The organism is Halobacterium sp. BOL4-2 (assembly GCF_016917835.2).
Lineage (GTDB): Archaea > Halobacteriota > Halobacteria > Halobacteriales > Halobacteriaceae > Halobacterium > Halobacterium salinarum.
Window position 1 is genome coordinate 1915675 of the sequence record NZ_CP070332.2, and the last position, 16837, is coordinate 1932511.

The 16837-nt window shown below is 68.8% G+C and carries 16 protein-coding genes; 7 read left to right on the top strand and 9 right to left on the bottom strand.

Features of this window, described 5'->3' with window-relative positions; translation table 11 throughout:
- Window positions 1–2: 2 nt before the first annotated feature.
- The gene (uvrA, locus tag JRZ79_RS23425; protein WP_205252287.1) at window positions 3–2951 is read right to left on the bottom strand and encodes an excinuclease ABC subunit UvrA; all 2949 of its coding nucleotides are present in this window, start codon (window positions 2949–2951) and stop codon (window positions 3–5) included.
- Window positions 2952–3040: 89 nt separating this feature from the next.
- Here uvrA and JRZ79_RS23430 point away from each other — a divergent pair, with 89 nt between their 5' ends.
- Both JRZ79_RS23430 and JRZ79_RS23435 read left to right on the top strand, forming a co-directional pair.
- The gene (locus JRZ79_RS23430; RefSeq protein ID WP_205252288.1) at window positions 3041–3613 is read left to right on the top strand and encodes a hypothetical protein; all 573 of its coding nucleotides are present in this window, start codon (window positions 3041–3043) and stop codon (window positions 3611–3613) included.
- Between the two features lie 54 nt (window positions 3614–3667).
- Window positions 3668–3865: a hypothetical protein gene (locus JRZ79_RS23435; protein ID WP_010903970.1), complete on the top strand. Its 198-nt coding sequence runs from the start codon at window positions 3668–3670 to the stop codon at window positions 3863–3865.
- 15 nt (window positions 3866–3880) lie between these two features.
- Here JRZ79_RS23435 and JRZ79_RS23440 read toward each other — a convergent pair whose 3' ends face one another.
- The gene (locus JRZ79_RS23440) at window positions 3881–4621 is read right to left on the bottom strand and encodes an SDR family oxidoreductase (protein ID WP_205252289.1); all 741 of its coding nucleotides are present in this window, start codon (window positions 4619–4621) and stop codon (window positions 3881–3883) included.
- 113 nt (window positions 4622–4734) lie between these two features.
- Between JRZ79_RS23440 and JRZ79_RS23445 the strand changes: the two genes are divergently transcribed.
- The 3 genes from JRZ79_RS23445 to JRZ79_RS23455 all read left to right on the top strand — a co-directional run bounded on the left by JRZ79_RS23445 (window position 4735) and on the right by JRZ79_RS23455 (window position 6836).
- Window positions 4735–5340 (top strand): AIM24 family protein, encoded by a 606-nt coding sequence (locus JRZ79_RS23445; protein WP_010903968.1) that lies wholly within the window; start codon window positions 4735–4737, stop codon window positions 5338–5340.
- A gap of 66 nt (window positions 5341–5406) precedes the next feature.
- The gene (locus JRZ79_RS23450; RefSeq protein ID WP_205252290.1) at window positions 5407–6387 is read left to right on the top strand and encodes an ROK family protein; all 981 of its coding nucleotides are present in this window, start codon (window positions 5407–5409) and stop codon (window positions 6385–6387) included.
- 77 nt (window positions 6388–6464) lie between these two features.
- Entirely contained in the window at window positions 6465–6836 is a 372-nt protein-coding gene (locus JRZ79_RS23455) for a NifU family protein (protein ID WP_010903966.1), read from the top strand.
- Between the two features lie 8 nt (window positions 6837–6844).
- Here the strand turns inward: JRZ79_RS23455 and JRZ79_RS23460 are convergent, their stop codons facing one another.
- The gene (locus tag JRZ79_RS23460) at window positions 6845–8260 is read right to left on the bottom strand and encodes a ribonuclease E/G (protein WP_205252291.1); all 1416 of its coding nucleotides are present in this window, start codon (window positions 8258–8260) and stop codon (window positions 6845–6847) included.
- 279 nt (window positions 8261–8539) lie between these two features.
- On the opposite strand from JRZ79_RS23460, the gene JRZ79_RS23465 reads away from it, so the two are divergent.
- Window positions 8540–9679 carry a PrsW family intramembrane metalloprotease gene (locus JRZ79_RS23465; protein ID WP_205252292.1) on the top strand — a complete coding sequence of 380 codons (1140 nt, stop codon included), beginning with the start codon at window positions 8540–8542 and terminating at the stop codon, window positions 9677–9679.
- On the opposite strand, the gene JRZ79_RS23470 is transcribed toward JRZ79_RS23465, so the two are convergent.
- Entirely contained in the window at window positions 9628–10284 is a 657-nt protein-coding gene (locus JRZ79_RS23470) for a riboflavin synthase (RefSeq protein WP_346347529.1), read from the bottom strand. The genes JRZ79_RS23465 and JRZ79_RS23470 overlap by 52 nt on opposite strands.
- A 64-nt stretch (window positions 10285–10348) precedes the next feature.
- Here JRZ79_RS23470 and JRZ79_RS23475 point away from each other — a divergent pair, with 64 nt between their 5' ends.
- Window positions 10349–10588: a hypothetical protein gene (locus tag JRZ79_RS23475; protein WP_205252293.1), complete on the top strand. Its 240-nt coding sequence runs from the start codon at window positions 10349–10351 to the stop codon at window positions 10586–10588.
- Here JRZ79_RS23475 and JRZ79_RS23480 read toward each other — a convergent pair.
- From JRZ79_RS23480 to JRZ79_RS23500, 5 genes are all read right to left on the bottom strand, one after another.
- Window positions 10582–11589, bottom strand: a complete 1008-nt coding sequence (locus JRZ79_RS23480; RefSeq protein ID WP_205252294.1) for a M24 family metallopeptidase — start codon at window positions 11587–11589, stop codon at window positions 10582–10584. The genes JRZ79_RS23475 and JRZ79_RS23480 overlap by 7 nt on opposite strands.
- A 5-nt stretch (window positions 11590–11594) precedes the next feature.
- On the bottom strand, window positions 11595–13424 hold the full coding sequence (locus JRZ79_RS23485) for an ATP-dependent helicase (protein ID WP_010903960.1): 1830 nt from the start codon (window positions 13422–13424) through the stop codon (window positions 11595–11597).
- A 191-nt stretch (window positions 13425–13615) separates the two neighbouring features.
- A complete protein-coding gene (locus JRZ79_RS23490; RefSeq protein ID WP_012289528.1) occupies window positions 13616–13789 on the bottom strand; it encodes an HVO_0416 family zinc finger protein in 174 nt (57 codons plus the stop codon).
- A gap of 105 nt (window positions 13790–13894) precedes the next feature.
- On the bottom strand, window positions 13895–14938 hold the full coding sequence (locus JRZ79_RS23495) for a zinc-dependent alcohol dehydrogenase family protein (protein WP_205252295.1): 1044 nt from the start codon (window positions 14936–14938) through the stop codon (window positions 13895–13897).
- A 155-nt stretch (window positions 14939–15093) separates the two neighbouring features.
- Window positions 15094–16602: a carboxypeptidase M32 gene (locus JRZ79_RS23500; RefSeq protein ID WP_205252296.1), complete on the bottom strand. Its 1509-nt coding sequence runs from the start codon at window positions 16600–16602 to the stop codon at window positions 15094–15096.
- Window positions 16603–16837: the final 235 nt, after the last annotated feature.

Consider the following 16837-nt stretch of genomic DNA (forward strand, 5'->3'; position numbering starts at 1 on the left):
GATCAGTCGTCGCTCAGCGCCGGTTTCTCGCGGCCGCTTCGCGGCCCCTCGCGGTCGACCGCCGGCAGCTTATCGCGGAGGTAGCGGCCGGTGTGGCTGTCGTCGGTGCGCGCGACCGCCTCCGGGGTTCCGGTGGCGACGACGTCGCCGCCGGCCGCGCCGCCCTCGGGGCCGAGGTCGACGACGTGGTCGGCGTTTTTCACGAGATCCAACTCGTGTTCGATGACGACGACGGTGTTGCCGCGGTCGGTGAGCCGCTGGAGCACCTCGATGAGCTTGCGCTCGTCGTGGCTGTGGAGCCCGGTGGTGGGTTCGTCGAGGAGGTACAGCGTGTCCCCCGAGGACTGCTTGCCCAGCTCCTCGGCGAGCTTGACGCGCTGGGCTTCCCCGCCGGAGAGCGTGGTGGACGGCTGGCCGAGGCGCATGTAGTCGAGGCCGACGTCTTCGAGCAACTGGAGGCGGCGGCCGAGCCGGCTGTCGGCCTCGAAGAAGTCGTGGGCTTCCTCGACGCTCATGTCGAGCACGTCGGCGATCGTCTTGCCCTTGAACGTGACGTCGAGCGTCTCGTCGTTGTAGCGGTCGCCGCCACACTCCTCGCAGGGCACGTGAACGTCCGAGAGGAAGTTCATGTCGATCTTCTGGGTTCCCTGGCCGCCACAGGCCTCACACCGGCCGCCTTTGACGTTGAACGAGAACCGCCCTTTCTTGTAGCCGCGCTGCGTGGCGAGTTTCGTCTGCGCGAACTTCTCCCGGATGTAGTCGAAGATGCCGGTGTAGGTGGCCGGGTTGCTGCGGGGCGTGCGGCCGATCGGGCTCTGGTCGATGAGCCGCACCGTCTCGACGTGTTCGGTGCCCTCGATGGCGTCGTGGTCGCCGGGGTCGACGCTCGTGTTGTCGTTCATCTCGCGGGCCAACCCCTTGTAGAGGATGTCGTGCATGAGCGTCGACTTCCCCGAGCCGGAGACGCCCGTGATGGCGGTGAACGCGCCGATCGGGAGGTCGACATCGAGGTTCCGGAGGTTGTGCTGGCGGGCGCCCGTGACGGTGAGCGTGTCGTCGTAGTCGCGGCGCTCGTCGGGGACGGGGATCTGCTCGCGGCCCGCGAGGTAGTCGCCGGTGATGGAGTCGGTGGCGGCCATGACGTCGGCGACGCTGCCGTTGGCGACGACCTCGCCGCCGTGGCGGCCCGGCCCCGGTCCCATGTCGATGACGGTGTCGGCGCGGCGCATCGTCTCCTCGTCGTGCTCGACGACGATCAGCGTGTTCCCGAGATCCCGCAGCTCTTCGAGGGTGTTCAACAGCCGGTCGTTGTCGCGCTGGTGGAGTCCAATGGAGGGCTCGTCGAGGACGTACAGTACGCCGACCAGCCCGGACCCGATCTGGGTGGCGAGGCGGATGCGCTGGGATTCCCCCCCGGAGAGCGTCGACGCCTCGCGGTCCAGCGTGAGATACTCCAGGCCCACTTCCGTCATGAACCCGAGGCGGGCGCGGATCTCTTTGAGGATCTCGGCGGCGATCTTGGTGTCCCGGGCGTCCAGCTCGGCTTCCATCCCCTCGAACTGTGCGAGGGCGTCGCCGATGCTCATCCGGTTGACGTCGGTGATCGGGGTGCCGTCGACGAGGACGGCCCGCGAGGACGGCTTCAGGCGGGTGCCGTCGCAGGCCGGACACGTCGTCACGGACATGTACGTCTCGATGTGGTCCCGGGTGGACTCCGAATCCGTCTCGACGTACCGGCGTTCGAGGTTCGGGATGACGCCCTCGAAGCGCTTCTCCTTGCGGCGGGTGCCGTTTTTCGTGGAGCGCTCGAAGACGACCTCGTCGCTGGTGCCGTAGAGGAACGCCTGCTGGACGGCGTCGTCTAGCTCGTCGAAGGGCGTGTCGACGCTGACTCCGAAATGCGCGGCGACGGCGTCCAGGCGCGTGCGGTAGTACGAGCGCTGGTAGCTCCACGCCTCGAAGACGTCTTTGATCGGCTTGGAGGTGTCGACGACGACGAGGTCCTCGCTGACCTCCTTGGTGTTCCCGATGCCCTCGCATTCGGGACACGCCCCGTGGGGGCTGTTGAACGAGAAGCTGCGCGTCTCGATCTCGCTGATGTCGATGCCGCAATGCGTGCACGCGAGGGCGTCGCTGAACTCCACGACGAGGCGGTCGTCGGCGGCGTCGTCTGCGAGGTCGCCGGTCGAGCGCGCCGTCGCGCCGCCGAGTTCGGTGTCGGGTCCGGCGTCCGGAACGACGACTTTGAGCACGCCGTCGGCTTCGTCGAGGGCGGTTTCGACGCTGTCAGTGATCCGGGAGCGGGCGTCCTCGGTGACGGTCACGCGGTCGACCACCACGTCGACCGTGTGGTCGTAGTTCTTGTCGAGGTCGGGGTCGTCGTACGCGAGGTCGTAGGACTCGCCGTCGACTGCCACCCGCGAGTACCCCTCGTTGACGAGGTCCTCGAAGAGGTCCTCGAAGGCGCCCTTCTGGTCGCGAACGACCGGTGCGAGCAGCTTCGCTTTCGTTCCCGCGGGGAGGTCGAAGATGCGCCGCACCATCTGCTGGGCGGACTGCTCGCCGACCTCGCGGCCACACTCCGGGCAGTGTGGCGTGCCGACGCGGGCGTACAGCAGTCGCAGGTAGTCGTGGAGCTCGGTGACGGTGCCGACCGTCGACCGGGGGTTGTTCGCGGCGTTCTTCTGGTCGATGGAGATCGCCGGGGAGAGCCCCTCGACGGACTCCACCTGTGGTTTGTCCATCTGCCCGAGGAAGTTGCGCGCGTACGCCGAGAGGCTCTCGATATACCGGCGCTGCCCTTCGGCGTAGATCGTTTCGAACGCGAGCGACGACTTCCCGGATCCGGACAGCCCCGTGACGACGTTCAGCGACTCGCGGGGAAGCTCCACGTCGAGGTCCGTGAGGTTGTGTTCTTCGGCGCCACGGACCTCGATGTACTCTTCGCTCATTGGGAGAGCACAGGGGACCGACCACGGAAGGTCTATCGGTCCCAGCGAACGCAGGGAAGGCTTTTCAGTGGGCCGAAACAGCACACGACATGGCCGACTACGACATTGCCGCCGTCGACCTCGACGGCGACAGCTTCGAGGTCAGGCAGGCGCTCGTGCGGAACAAGTACGACGTCCGGGACGCCGACGGCGAGGTGGTGCTGAAGGCGAAACAGAAGCTGTTCAAGCTCAAAGAGCAGTTCCCGTTTGTCACCGACGACGGTGACCCGGCGTTCACCGTGGCGGCGGGGGGCATACTCGACATCGGCGGCACGTACACCATCGTCGACGACACCACCGGCGAGGACGTGGTGGTGCTCGATGAGGACTACTCGCTGTTCGCGGAGAACTGGACGATCCGGGACCCCGACACCGGCGACGCGCTTGCCACCATCGAGTCACGGAGCACGGTGCTGTCGGCGCTCCGCCACCTCATCGGCGTGGTGAACCTCGTGCCGAACAAATACGACATCTACGACCCCGAGGGGCGGGCGGTCGGCGCCATCGAGGGGCAGTTCTCGGTGAAGGACACGTACACGGTCACCATCGACGACGCGCGCACCATCCCCAAGGAGGGTGTCGTGGCCGCTGCCTGCGTGATCGACGCGCTCGAAAACCAGTGAGTGCCCGGCAGCGAGCACGGGGTTCTTCAGCGAGTGCGGGCAAACACCGAGGCGATGCCATCGGAGTCGCGCTCGCTGCTCGCACGGTCGCTGCCCGTGGTCGGCGTCGCCTACCTCGTGTTCCTCGCGATGCAGCCGCCGCCTGGTCGGTGGGTGGGGCTGGCGTGTCTGGCCGTCGTCGCGCCGTTCGCCGCCGGCTGGGCGCTGGGGCGGTTCGCCGGCGTCGGCCCGTGGAGCCAGCGGGGCGAGTAGCGGCCGGTTCGGCGGCTACACGTGCTCGGGCAGCCAGCCGCCGTCGACGTTGACGTTCTCGCCGGAGACGTAGCCGCTGTCGGCGTCGCAGAAGAACCGGACGACGCTCGCGATGTCCTCGACGGTCGCCCACCGGCCACGTGGTGCGTCGGCGGGGAACTCGTCGGAGTTCTGGACGACGTACGGCGAGACGGCGTTGGCGGTGATGCCGTCGTCTTGGGTGTCGGCGGCGAGCATGCGGGTGAACATCAACAGCCCCTGTTTGGCCGCGAAGTACGGGAAGTTCGTGGGGTTGACCAGTCCCTTCTCGGCGGACGCGTAGCCGACGTTGACGATGCGACCCCACGACCGGGCGCGCATCCCCGGGAGCGCGCGCTTGGCGGTGAGGAAGGGCGCGGTGAGGTTGGTGTCGAGGACGGTGTGCCAGGTGTCGGCGTCGATCTCCGTCCAGTGTGTGGGCGCGAACGCGCCGACGTTGTTCACGAGCACGTCGACGGGACCGAGGTCGGCTTCGACCGTGTCGAAGATGTGGTCGACGGCGTCGGGACTGGTGACATCGCCGCGGACCGTCGTGACTGCCGGTGCGCCGAGCGCCCGGGCTTCGGCGGCGGCCTCGTCGGCGGCGTCGGCGCTGGTGTGGTAATGGATGGCGACGGCGGCACCGCAGTCGGCAAGCGAGAGCGCGAGGCCGCGGCCGAGCCCGCGGGCGCTCCCGGTGACGAGCACAGTCCGGCCGGCGAGGTCGGGGGCGTGCATGTGCGCACCTGCGGGCGGCGGGCATATGCTTATGCTGGTCGCGGGCCACGACCGCGTATGATGCGTGTTCGGCGGCGGACGGGCGGTGGTCGCGGTCCCGGACCGAGGTGGCGATGATGGAGGCGTCGGTCGGCGACGGGATGGGAGGGCTGTTGGAGGTTACACTGGACGCCGAGGAGGCGGTGTTGGCCGCTGCGGGCGCGCTCGTGGATCACACGGGGGACGTGCGCATCGACCGGTCGCGGGCGGGGGCGATGCGGTCGGTCGCCAACACTGCCCGCGAGCGCGAGGTGACGCCGGTCCGGGTGCGCGCGGTCGGTGGCGGGGCAGTGGTGCGGTTCGCACCTGACTACCCGGGGGAGATCGCGGCCTGTGAGTTGGGCGCTGCCGGGGGGCGGGTGTCGGTGGCGTGGGACGGGTTCGTTGCGGCGCCGGTCGGCGTCAGCGTGGGTGCGCGCAGCATCGGGAACGCGCCGACGCGGGGCATGGGGCTGTTGATGACGCAGTTCACGGGCGAACGAACGGTGTACGTCGCCGGACGAGGGCGCGTGGAACGGGTGGCACTGGCCGAGGGGGACAGCCGCGTGGTCGCGGCCGCGAACGTCGTGGCGTTCGAGGACCGCGTGCGCGTGGCTGTCGAGCGCGTGTCCGCGATGGAGGACGCGGCGTCGGTGGGGCGGTTCCACGGGCCGGGCACGGTGTGGGTTGCGACCCGGTGAGCGGGCGGACACGATCCTGCGTGAAAACTGAGTGGTTAAGTGGTCGGAACCCGCCGCTACACGTGAATGCACTACGCGGGCGTCGACCTCGGGGCGACGAACGTACGTGGGGCGGTCAGTGACGAATCCGGACGCATCGTCGGCGTCGACCGGCGGAAGACGCCCAGCGGCCCGACCGGGATCGCGGTCACGGAGACCGTGCTGGCAGTGATGCGCGCGGCGGCCGCGGACGCCGGCGTCGCGCCGACGGCGATCGAGGCCGCGGGCATCGGCAGCATCGGCCCCCTGGATCTCGCGAACGGTGCCATCGACTCCCCGGCGAACATGCCGGCGTCGGTGGAGACGATCCCGCTGGTCGGCCCGCTGGCGAACCTGCTGGGGGTCGACACGGAACGCGTGTTCCTGCACAACGACACGGTCGCCGGCGTCATCGGGGAGCGGTTCTACGCCGACCGCACGCCGGACGACATGGCGTATCTCACGATCTCCTCGGGGATCGGCGCGGGGGTCGCCGTCGACGGAACCGTGATCGGGGGGTGGGACGGCAACGCCGGCGAGCTCGGGCATATGGTGGTGGACCCGCGCGGCCGGCGGACGTGTGGGTGTGGCCGGGACGGCCACTGGGAGGCGTACTGCTCGGGGAACAACATCCCCGAGTACGCGCGCCTGTTGGCCGACGACGCCGACGGCGTGGAGACGGCACTGCCCCTGGACAGCGGGGGGTTCACCGCCAAAGACGTCTTCGAGTGTGCGGCCGACGGCGACACGTTTGCCGCCCACGTCGTCGAGCAACTCGGGGTGTGGAACGGGATCGGCGTGACGAACCTCGTCCAGGCGTACGCTCCGCTGGTGGTGTACGTCGGCGGGGCGGTCGCGCTGCACAACCCCGAGCAGGTGCTTGGGCCGATCCGAGATTACATCCAGGAGCGCGTGTTCAGCAACGTCCCGGAGATCCGGCTGACGACGCTGGGCGACGACGTGGTGCTGAAGGGCGCGATCGCGTCGGCGCTCACGGGCGGGACCGGTGACAGCACTCACGCGCCGTGAGCGCGCGGTCTACCGGCGGGTGGCGTGAAAGAGCAGTAACCGAAGGTATACCATGCATCGAGCGTGTATCCGCGGGTATGAGCGAGACAGCGGCCGCGGGAGACCTCCACGAGCGCGTCGAAACCTGGCTCGTCGGTCAGATGCCGATCATCAGGAGCCACGGGGGGACCAGCGCCGTCAGGAAGGCCGACGCGACGGCCGGCGAAGTCGTCGTCGAGTTGGGCGGCGCGTGTTCCGGGTGTGGGATCAGCCCGCGGACGGCACAACGGATCAAGACCGACCTCGCGGCGGAGTTCGACGAGGTCGACGATGTCGTCGTGCGGTTCACCGACGGCGACGGCGGCGGCTGGGGCGGCGATCAGGCGGAGAGCTTCATGGGGATCGACCGCAACGAGGGCGGCCGCGGCGGTCGCGGCGAGGGCAGTCCCAGCTCCGACGCACACTTCTAAGGAGCGTGTTACTCAGCCACGGCTGACTGCACGCGCTCGGCGACCGACAGCGCGTTTTCCGCGAGTTCCTCGGAGACCAGGCCGTCGGCAACGCAGTCCTGCAGTTCCTCGCGGTCGACGATCTCGACGGTGCCGTCGGCGTGTTTGATCACGTCCACGTGCAGGTCGACGTATCGGACGGCGTCCGGGAACACTTCCACGGGCGTGCAGACGTTGAGATACGTCCCCTTGCGTTCGCCGTCCTCGCTGCGGTAGACAGTCGGATACCACCAGTTGCCCTCGGTGAACCGGGTCGTGGCGGTGTCGCCTGCCTCGCGGGCGACACCCAGGGCGTCGTACGTGCCGCCGCCAGTCATCTCGCGCTCGACGGTGATGCGGGCGTTCTCCGCGGACCGATCGGTGACTTCGCCGCGGCCAAGCGAGATGAGCGCGCCGTCGGGTTTGCCGTGCTGGATCTCGATCGACGCGCCGACGCTGGGGCCGAACTGGTCCGTGACCGCGCCGAACGGGAACTCGTCGACGGACGCCCCCAGCGCCTCCGCGAAGTCGACGGCGTCGCTGGCGGCGTCGCTGCCGGCTTTGATGCGGTGGTGGCCCGGCATCGTCGCTGCCACCGTGCGGCGGTGGTCGTCGAGCGCACACCGGGTTTCGCGGCCGAACCACGCCCACAGCGTGGTGTCCGGAGCGGCCACGAGGCCGGGGGTATCGCCCCCGTCTGCGTCGGCGAGTGCGGCCTCCAGCCGGTCTGCTCGGGCGGCTAGCGTGTCGAGGGCGGTCCCGCGGGCGTCGAGGCTCGCGTCGGCGCCGTCGTACTCCCAGTAGACACCCCAGTTGTCGGGGATATCGGGGTCGAGGAGTTCCGTCGCGCGGGCGAGCTCGGCGCGGTCGGTGGCGGCACCGGCGACGAGCGCGTCGACGCCGCGGTCGAGGCTCGCGAGCGCGCCCGAAACGGTGATCGTGGCCGTGGCCGTGGGGCGGTCGTCGTGCCAGGGCGGGGCTGGATCACGGATGGCGACCCGGAGGGTGTCGCCGTCGGTGACGTGGTCGTCGACGGCGCCGAACGGGAGGTAGGCCTCGCGGTCGTCGCCGAGGTCGAGGATCGCGCCGCCGCCGACGGTGTGGTCGACGGCGGCGTCGAAGACCGCGCCGCGAGGGACGGGATCGGGCCAGACGAAGGTGTCTCGGGGGAGGTCGGCGACGACGGCGCGGACGGCACGTGCGTGGTCGTCACCGTGGGCGGTGATGCCGACGCCCTGGCGGTCGGGCGTCATCCGGATGTCGGCGTGGGGTTCGGCGGCACCGAGGTCGGCGTCCGGGAACCGTGCCCGGATGGGCGGGGATGCGGCGACGACGTCGAGGCCCGCGTTCCGGAGCAACTGCGTGAGCGCGGTGGCGTAGATGCCGCGGACGCGAACCCGGGTCATTGGACGTGCGAGTGGGCGGCGGTGGTGGGCTGGTGGCGCTGCATACGCGGTGGTTGCGCCCGTACCGGTATCAGGGTTTCAGTCGTCGGCGGGCTGTGCGGGGGTCGTGTCGGACTGGTCGCTGTCGGTTGGGGTGGTGTACAACAGGCCGCGGCTGTGACTGTATGACATGGTTGTGGCGTCGATTTGGTAGCACACAAAACCTATCGTCGAGGCAAGTACTGACACACGTCGGGTCGGAAGGAACGATGAAGGACGTGGATGCGAAAGACGGGACACATGACCGCTGACCAGGACCCGGTGCAGCGGGCTGCCGACGACGACATGGACCTCTACGATGTCGTCACGTGGGAGCCCCGTAGTCGGCTCGACTACGCGGCCACGTGGCTCTACAACGCTCTCGGGACGGGGCTTCGCCCCGGGGTGTTGGTTGTCGCGGCGCTCATCATCGTCGCGCAGTTCGCCACCGCGACGGGGCTGGTGTTCTTCGACCGGCCCGTCGTCGGGGCCTACGTGTTGCTCTCGGTGGCGCCCGCGCTGGCCGTCGCCGGCTACATCTGGCTGGCCGACGCGACCGGCCAAGAGCCGATCGAGTTGCTCGTCGCCACGTTCGTGTTCGGGTTCCTGTTCGCGGGCTTTGCGGCCGCCATCAACGCGATGTCCTCGGTCGTGCTGTTCGGGTCGAGCGACCCCATGACGGGGAGCACGGCCGTGGCCACGTCCGCGCTGTTTTATTTCCTGGTCGTCGGCCCCGTCGAGGAGATCGTGAAGTGGCTGGCGGTGCGGCTGTACGTCTTCCGCAGCGACGAGTTCGACACCGTCGTCGACGGCGCGGTCTACGGTGCGATGGCGGGCCTGGGGTTCGCCACCGTCGAGAACGCGATCTACATCCTGCGGGAGGTCATGTCGGTCATGCAGACCGCGGGCGGCCAGCAGGCCACGGAGGTGGCGTTCCAGGTGGCGGCGCTGCGAACGCTCGCCGGCCCCGGCCACGTGATCTACTCGGCGTTCGCGGGCTACTACCTCGGCCTCGCGAAGTTCAACCCCGACGACGCCGGTCCCATCGTCGTGAAGGGGTTGGTGACCGCGACGCTCATTCACGCGACGTACAACACGGCGGTCACCAACCTCAAGCCGGTCGCGGAGTTCGTCGGGGTCGCCCAAGGGGTCGCGTTCCTGGTGTTCGTCATCGCCTACGACGGCGTCTTCCTGGCGGTCCTCGGCAAGAAGCTCCGGGCCTACCGGGCGGCGTACAACCACACCGGGGCGTCGGCGGTCGCGGCGCACGCCGCAACCTGGGACGGCGACGCGCTCGAGCCGGCGGTGCGGCGGATCGCGGACGACGGTGTGGGCGTCGACCCCGAGGATTACTCGGCTGCGTCCAGCGCGCCGCCGGCCGAGTCCACGGAGGAGTCGTAGCTGGCCATCCGCTCGACGTACTTCGCGAGCACGTCGACCTCGACGTTCACGCGATCGCCGGGGCTGCGCTCGGACAGCGACGTGAGTTCGTAGGTCGTCGGGATGACGGCGACGGAGAACGTGCCGGCTTCGTCGTCGATGTCGGCGACAGTGAGACTGATGCCGTCGAGCGCGATCGAGCCCTTCGGCGCGACGTACTGGGCGTGGCCGTCGGGGAGCGCGAACGTGAACGTCCAGTCCTCGCCGACCTGCTCGATGTCGACGACCTCGGTGGTGGTGTCGACGTGTCCCTGCACGACGTGGCCGTCGAGGCGGCCGTCGGCGGGCAGCGCGCGCTCCAGGTTCACGCGGTCGCCCGACGACACGGCGCTCAGCGTTGTCTTCGACAGCGTCTCGGCGGCGGTGAACACCGAAAACCAGTCCTCGCCCCAGTCTTCGACGGTGAGACAGACGCCGCCGACGCTGATGCTCTCGCCGTGGCTGAACGCGCCGAAACCCGTGACTGCGATGCGGAGGCGGCGACCGTCGTCGTCGTCGACGACACGCTCGACGGTGCCTGTCTCCTCGATGATTCCCGTGAACACGCTTCCAGATTCGGGACGCATCACGAAAACGTACCGGTTCGTGGCGACGACAACTGTTTTTCGCCTGCGCACGCACAACCACCCTGTGAAGCTGCTCGATGCGGTCAGCCTCGGCGTCGCGGTCGCGTTCGCAGCGCCAGCCGGGATGCTGGGCGTCGAAACACTGCTCGCCGGGGACCACACCGGCTGGGTCTTCCTCGGGTTCGCTGCCGCCATCCTGGCGTGCGACCGCTACGTCTACACGCCCACCGAGATCCCGGCGCTCATCGCGCAGAGCGCTGCCACGGTGGTTGCCAACCCACCCGACAACGACGACGCTCAGTAATCGGCTTTGGGCACGACCGAGCGCGGGAACGACCCGACGCGCTCGGCGCCGTCCGCGCCGACGACAGCGATGTCCGACACGCCGACCGTGCGCCCGTCGTCGGTCACGCCCGCCGACACGGACACGACCGCGCCCTCGGCGAGCGTCGCCTCCCCGGTCGGCGCTTCCCGGCGCTCCAGGCCGACCCCGTGAACGTCGACGGTGGTCTCCTCGGGCGGGAACCCCAGCGACGCCAGCTCGGCGGTCGCCTCCTCACCGGCGCGCTCGGCGGTCGTCTCCCCCGCCTCGATGACGTCGATGGCGGCGTCCACGCCGTACTCACAGCCCAGCGTGGCGCGGCGATCCCAGCCGCCGTCCGCGCCCGCGACGAACGTCCGGCGGACGGGCGCGTGGTATCCGTCGACGACGGCAGTGGCCGTGACACGCAGCGGCGTGTCCGGCTCCGCCGACGCCGGCCGCACGGTCGTCGCCGGCACCGCGCCGTCGTCAGCGATCCCGGCGTTGGCCGCACGACGCACGGCCTCGGGCGTCCCGAGGTCGTCCGCAACACCGTCGGCGAGCAAGCCGCCGGCGGCCCCAAGGCCGGCCTCGGCGGCGGCGACCGCCTCCCGCAAGGTCTTCTGCTCGGCGGGCGTCTTGCTGCGGCGGGCGTGCTTGTGGACGACCGTCGACGACACGTCGATGCCCGCCTCTTCGAGGTACAACGCGGCGTCGTGGGGCAGCATGCGGGGCGCAAGCACTGCGTCCGACGCCAACCCCGGCAGCCGCCTGGCGGGCACCGAATGCGGATCCAGGACGGTGACCTCGGCCGGAACCCCGGACGCCCCAGGGAGGCTGCGCTCGGGCACCACTGCGACCCGGCCGCCGTACACGACGGCCGCGCGACACGGCAGCTGTGTGCCGGCGAGATACGACACCACCGGATCACCCGGCGGGCCGACGTGGACGAACGCGTCGGCGTCGGCGTCCGCCAGCGCGGTGGCGAAAGGTGGAGCGCGCATTCTGGTTACGGGATCTGCACCGGCGTATCGGCGTCCAGCGCGTCCGCAAGCGTCTGTCCGGTCCGCTCGCCGTACAGCAACACGTCGATGGGGAGCGTCGGCGCGCCGCCGACGAGGTCCTGCAACAGTACCAAGCGCTCGCGGGCACGGCTCATCCCCACGTAGAAGACGCGGCGCTCGTTGTCAGTCAGGATCGGCACCGGGCTGGTTTTGCTCGTGAACTCCACGTCGTCGGGCACCGTCTCGGGGTCGGCGGTCGCCGCCATCTGCTCGACGACCTTCTCCGTGAGATCCGTCGCCAAGAAGACGTGATCGGCCTCGCGGCCCTTCGCGGAGTGGATCGTGCCGACGCGCACCCGATCCGGATCCATGCCACGGTAGTCACCCTCGAAGTAGGCGTCGATGCTGCGGCGCTGGTAGCGCGTGACCTTCCGCAGCATGTCGGCGGCCGCCGACGGCCCGGGAACGAACGGCACGTAGTCCCGGATGAACTCCGCGGGGAACGTCAGCTCCGTGAGATCAGTGCTCTCGCCTTGGGCCTCGTCGATGGCCTCCCGGAGATCGCTGCGGTCGTTGGTGCCGAACGCCGAATCCTGGAGCATATCCATGAGCCGGCGAGCCTCCAGGCCGTTGACGTCGTCGTCGGTCTCCAGGGCTTCGACGGCGTTGATGTACTGTTGGAGGCGGTCGGTCCACATCCGCTGGTCGGTGAGCGCGCGGAACGGGATGCCGTCACCGATGAACTCGTCCACGAAGTCGAACAGCTGGTAGCGCGCCCGGAACAGGATCATCACCGTGTCGTCGTCGGTGGCCTCGACGGTCCGCCGCACGTTCCGCACGAGATCCAGCATCGACGGGCTGTCGATCGCTTCGACGCTGCCGCCCTCCTTGCGGGGTTTCAGGTCTTTCTCCTGGCGGGTGTCGATGTGACTGATCTCCTGTTGGACGATCTCAAGCACTTGGGAGGGGAGCCGATAGGAGTTGGGCAACACCTGGTCGTCGGTGACCGTGGTGTCGAGCAGCAGGCGGGGGTCGGCGCCCTGCCAGGCGTACACCACCTGGTCGTCGTCGCCCGCGATGAGGACGCGATCCATGTGGGGCCGCCACTCCTCGTAGACGTCGTACTGGAGGCTCGTGATGTCCTGGAACTCGTCGATGACGAGGTACTCGACGTTCGGCAGCAGCGAGCGCTGCTCGACGCGTTCGAGCATGTCCGCGAACCCGACGAGTTCGTTCTCGCCTTTGTACGTCCGCCACGCCCGGATCGCCTCGGGGATGTCGTGGCGTTCGTCGCTGGACGGCCACGTCGGCGTGTACTTGTTCCCGACCTGTGCGTTCTCGTCGATCTCCGGGGGGAGGCGGACCTCCTCGTCGTCCCAGCGGAAGGGAACGTCGTACCACTCCGAGACGTCCCGGCTGGTTCGCTGGAGCCACTGTGAGGTGGCGATGACCTTGTTCCCCAGCGTCGTCGAGCGCGCCGTCCGGCGCGACCCGGAGGCGTACTCGTCCTCGAAGGAGATGCCGTACTCCTCACAGAACGCCTCCTTGTCGCTCTCGCCGACGACGTCCCCACGGGACAACCCGAGGAGTTCGTAGGCTTTGGCGTGCATCGTGGCGACGTTCCCCCGCAGGGATCGCGGGTTCATGTCGAGTCGCTCGGCGAGTCGTTCCCGGACCTCGGCGGCTGCAGCGCGCGTGTACGACACGACGAGGATGTCTCGAACCGAGACGTCGTCCTCGCTGAGGATTTCCTCGACGTGGTCGAGGAGCGCGGTCGTTTTCCCGCTCCCCGGACCACCGAACAGCCGCGTGACTTCCGGCTCCGAGTCCGTCATTGCAGCACTAGAGGAGCTAATGGTGTATAAACCGATTGAAATTCTGCCACTCCGAACCGGGCGTCAAACCCACCCGGTTTCGTCGGCCGCCGGAGCGGCCACACACGGGGGTGGGCGGCGCGCGCAGCGGCGTACGATGCTCCCGACAGAACCGCAAGGCGATGGTCGCGGGTCGGTGCGCGTGACCGGCGTTAGTTCGGTCCCCAGCCACAGACTGTGCAGGTTCGTGCGTCTACGTCGTGGAGCCCACCACACTCCGGACACTGCTTTTTGTTGTAGCTCTCGTCCCACGTCCGGGTGTCGTGGCCGCGGTCTTCGAGGAACTCGTCCAGCAGGGAGTCGTCCGAAGTCTGTGCGCTCGACATGCATGCCATGGTACACCGCGCCATCACTTCAAGCTACTGCAAGGTGTCAGGTAGTACCACACACAGGAGTCGCGTCCACGACACCGCCGCCGGCTGGTGGACCGGTCAGGCCTTCACCAGCACTTTGATCGCCTCCCGGTCGTCCATGGCCGCGTACCCCTCCGGGACACCGTCGAGGTCGACGGTCTTCGTGAAGATCGGCGACGGATCAAGCGTCCCCTGCAGCACGTCGGCCATCAGCTCCTCGGCGTACGCCCGAACCGGCGCGACCCCGCCCCGGATGGTGATGTTGTCCGAGAACATGGTGAACACGTCCAGCCCGCCGTCCTCGACGCCGTAGGGCACGCCGACGTAACCGACGGTGCCGCCGGGCCGCGCGATGGCGATGGCGGAGTCCATCGCGGACGCCGCGCCCACGCACTCCATGACGTGGTTCGCGCCGCCGTGCGTGAGGTCTCGCGCTCGCTCGATTGCGTCGTCGCCGCGCGCCGAGATCGTGTCCGTCGCGCCGAACTCCGCGGCGAGTTCGAGGCGGTCCTCGTGGTGGCCCATCGCGATGATGCGCTCGGCACCGAGGCGCTGGGCGGCGAGCACGCCACACAGCCCGACCGCGCCGTCGCCGACGACGACGACCGTGTCACCCTCGCCGACGCCCGCGCTGACGGCGGCGTGGTGGCCGGTGCCCATCACGTCGGTCAGCGGCAGCAGCGATTCGAGTACGTCCTCGTCGTCGGCGTAGCGGTCCGGCACCCGAACGAGCGTGCCGTCCGCGAACGGACACTTGACGTACTCGCCCTGGCCCCCGCCGTTGGCCTCGCTGCCCCAGGACTCGTCTTCCACACAGGACGTGTACAAACCCTGCCGGCAGAACTCACACTCCCCACAGGAGATCGCGAACGGTGCGATGACGCGGTCCCCGGGCGCGACCGAGGTCACGTCGTCGCCGACTTCCTCGACGATGCCCATGGGCTCGTGGCCGACCCGCGACCCCGCCTCGCGGTCGCTGTCCCCCCGATAGAACCAGAGGTCGGAGCCACAGACCGCGGTGTGAGTCACGCGAATCACGGCGTCGTCGGGCGACTCGATGTCGGGTTTCGGTACCTCTTCGACGGCGATCTCGCCGGGTCCCTGATAGACGGCTGCGCGCATACTCGTCCCGACGGTGGGCAGCCAGATAAACGGCTGCCCCTCACAGTGTGGGCTGCCGGGCTGCCCACTCCTCGCGCAGCACCCCAAAGGTGACCATATCGTAGTAGTCGCCGCGATAAAATAACTACCGGCTGTTCGCACCGCCTGACGCGGCGTCAGAGGTCGTACAGCTCGCCGTACTTCTCGTGGACGTGATCGAGGAAGTAGTCGGCCGTGAACGCCTCACCGGTGGCTTCACGAACCAGGTCGGGCGTGGTGTAGCGGGCGCCGTGCTGGTGGACGTTGGATTCCAGCCAGTCACCGACGACATCGAAGTCGCCCTCGCGGACGCGTTCGTCGACGGGGCCGATGTCGGCCTCCAGCGCGGCGAATATCTGGGCGGCGAGCACGCTGCCCAGCGAGTACGTCGGGAAGTAACCGATCGACCCCTGGCTCCAGTGGATGTCCTGCAGACAGCCCTCGGCGTCGGTCTCGGGGCGGACGCCCAGGTACTCCTCGTACTTGTCGTTCCAGGCCTCGGGCACGTCCGCGACGTCGAGATCGCCCTCGATGAGTTCGCGCTCGATCTCGAAGCGCACCACGATATGCATGTGGTAGGTGAGTTCGTCCGCCTCGACGCGGATGAGGTTGTCCTCGAAGATCTCGTTGGCGGCCTCGAAGGCCGCCCGTGGGGTGGCGTCCTCGACCTGCGGGAACTGGGTTTTCATCTCGGGCAGGAACGCCTCCCAGAACGCCGGCGAGCGGCCGATGTGGTTCTCCCAGAGCCGGCTCTGTGACTCGTGGACGGTCAGGTCGCGTGATTCGCCGAGGGGGGTACCGTACTCCGCTCGGGGGAGCCCGAGCGTGTAGCGGGCGTGGCCGAACTCGTGGATGGTCGACAGCAGGGCGTCGACGGGTTTCTCGGGGTCGAAGCGGGTGGTGACGCGGGCGTCGAAGGGGGTGCCCGAGGAGAACGGATGGGGGGCGGTGTCGATCCGGCCGTGCTCCCAGTCGTAGCCGAGCGTGTCGAGCACGTCACGGGCGAGGTCCTCCTGGGTGTCCACGTCGAACTGGCTGCCCGCGAACGGGTCCGCGAGGGTCACGTCGCTGTCGCGGATGTCCGCGATGAGCGGGACGAGTTCGTCCCGGAGGCGTTCGAGCACGCGTTCTGCGGTGTCGAGGTCGAGATAGGGCTCGTAGTCGGCGAACAGGACCTCGTAGGCGTCTGCGTCGGGGTCGATGTGGGTGGCGTACTCCCGTTTGAGGTCGATGAGGTCCTCCAGGACCGGCGCGAAGATCGAGAAGTCGTCTTCCTCGCGGGCCTGCTTCCACTTGGGGTGGGCCTCGGAGGTCTTCTCCGAGAGGTCGGCGATCAGGTCGCTGGGGACGCGGGCGGCGCGTTCGTGCTCGCGGCGGATCTCGCGGACGACCGCCGCCTGTTCGTCCGTGAGGTCGGCGTCGGCGAGGTCGTCGAGCCAATCGGCGACCTGCTGGTCGGTCAGCAGGTCGTGTCTGACCGTCGACACCGCTGATTTCTGCGTCGAACGGGCGGGCGTGCCACCCTCGGGCATCATGACCTCTTGATCCCAGCTGAGGATGCCGGCCGCACCGCCGAGGCCGGTGATGGTTTCGTAGTGATCGAGGAGGGCGTCGTAGGCGTCCGGAGACTGTGTGGCGTGTGCCATGTGTGTGCATCGACACCGGGGTACTATCAGCGTTCGTGTCGCGGAACGCAGTGGGATCGCGAGGGTACGGGGTGCCGCAGTGTGTCATCGAAATTCATGTGCATGTTAACATACACCATACAACTTTTACGTCCGGCGCGCCTACCAGAAATCGGCGCCACCGTAGACCGGCGCCAGTCGAATCCATCCCGCACCCCCACGGCGCGCACGCCATCCCACGCTTGCGGTCACGCTC

Coding starts and splice junctions, on each gene's coding strand:
- JRZ79_RS23495 (WP_205252295.1), bottom strand. CDS start 14,938: ATGCGCGCAGCCGTCTATCAGGGACCCGGCGAGATCGCCGTCGAAGAG.
- JRZ79_RS23465 (WP_205252292.1), top strand. CDS start 8,540: ATGACCGCTGACCAGGACCCGGTGCAGCGGGCTGCCGACGACGACATG.
- JRZ79_RS23480 (WP_205252294.1), bottom strand. CDS start 11,589: ATGCGCGCTCCACCTTTCGCCACCGCGCTGGCGGACGCCGACGCCGAC.
- JRZ79_RS23450 (WP_205252290.1), top strand. CDS start 5,407: ATGCACTACGCGGGCGTCGACCTCGGGGCGACGAACGTACGTGGGGCG.
- JRZ79_RS23455 (WP_010903966.1), top strand. CDS start 6,465: ATGAGCGAGACAGCGGCCGCGGGAGACCTCCACGAGCGCGTCGAAACC.
- JRZ79_RS23460 (WP_205252291.1), bottom strand. CDS start 8,260: ATGACCCGGGTTCGCGTCCGCGGCATCTACGCCACCGCGCTCACGCAG.
- JRZ79_RS23470 (WP_346347529.1), bottom strand. CDS start 10,284: ATGCGTCCCGAATCTGGAAGCGTGTTCACGGGAATCATCGAGGAGACA.
- JRZ79_RS23445 (WP_010903968.1), top strand. CDS start 4,735: ATGATGGAGGCGTCGGTCGGCGACGGGATGGGAGGGCTGTTGGAGGTT.
- uvrA (WP_205252287.1), bottom strand. CDS start 2,951: ATGAGCGAAGAGTACATCGAGGTCCGTGGCGCCGAAGAACACAACCTC.
- JRZ79_RS23485 (WP_010903960.1), bottom strand. CDS start 13,424: ATGACGGACTCGGAGCCGGAAGTCACGCGGCTGTTCGGTGGTCCGGGG.
- JRZ79_RS23500 (WP_205252296.1), bottom strand. CDS start 16,602: ATGGCACACGCCACACAGTCTCCGGACGCCTACGACGCCCTCCTCGAT.
- JRZ79_RS23430 (WP_205252288.1), top strand. CDS start 3,041: ATGGCCGACTACGACATTGCCGCCGTCGACCTCGACGGCGACAGCTTC.
- JRZ79_RS23490 (WP_012289528.1), bottom strand. CDS start 13,789: ATGTCGAGCGCACAGACTTCGGACGACTCCCTGCTGGACGAGTTCCTC.
- JRZ79_RS23435 (WP_010903970.1), top strand. CDS start 3,668: ATGCCATCGGAGTCGCGCTCGCTGCTCGCACGGTCGCTGCCCGTGGTC.
- JRZ79_RS23440 (WP_205252289.1), bottom strand. CDS start 4,621: ATGCACGCCCCCGACCTCGCCGGCCGGACTGTGCTCGTCACCGGGAGC.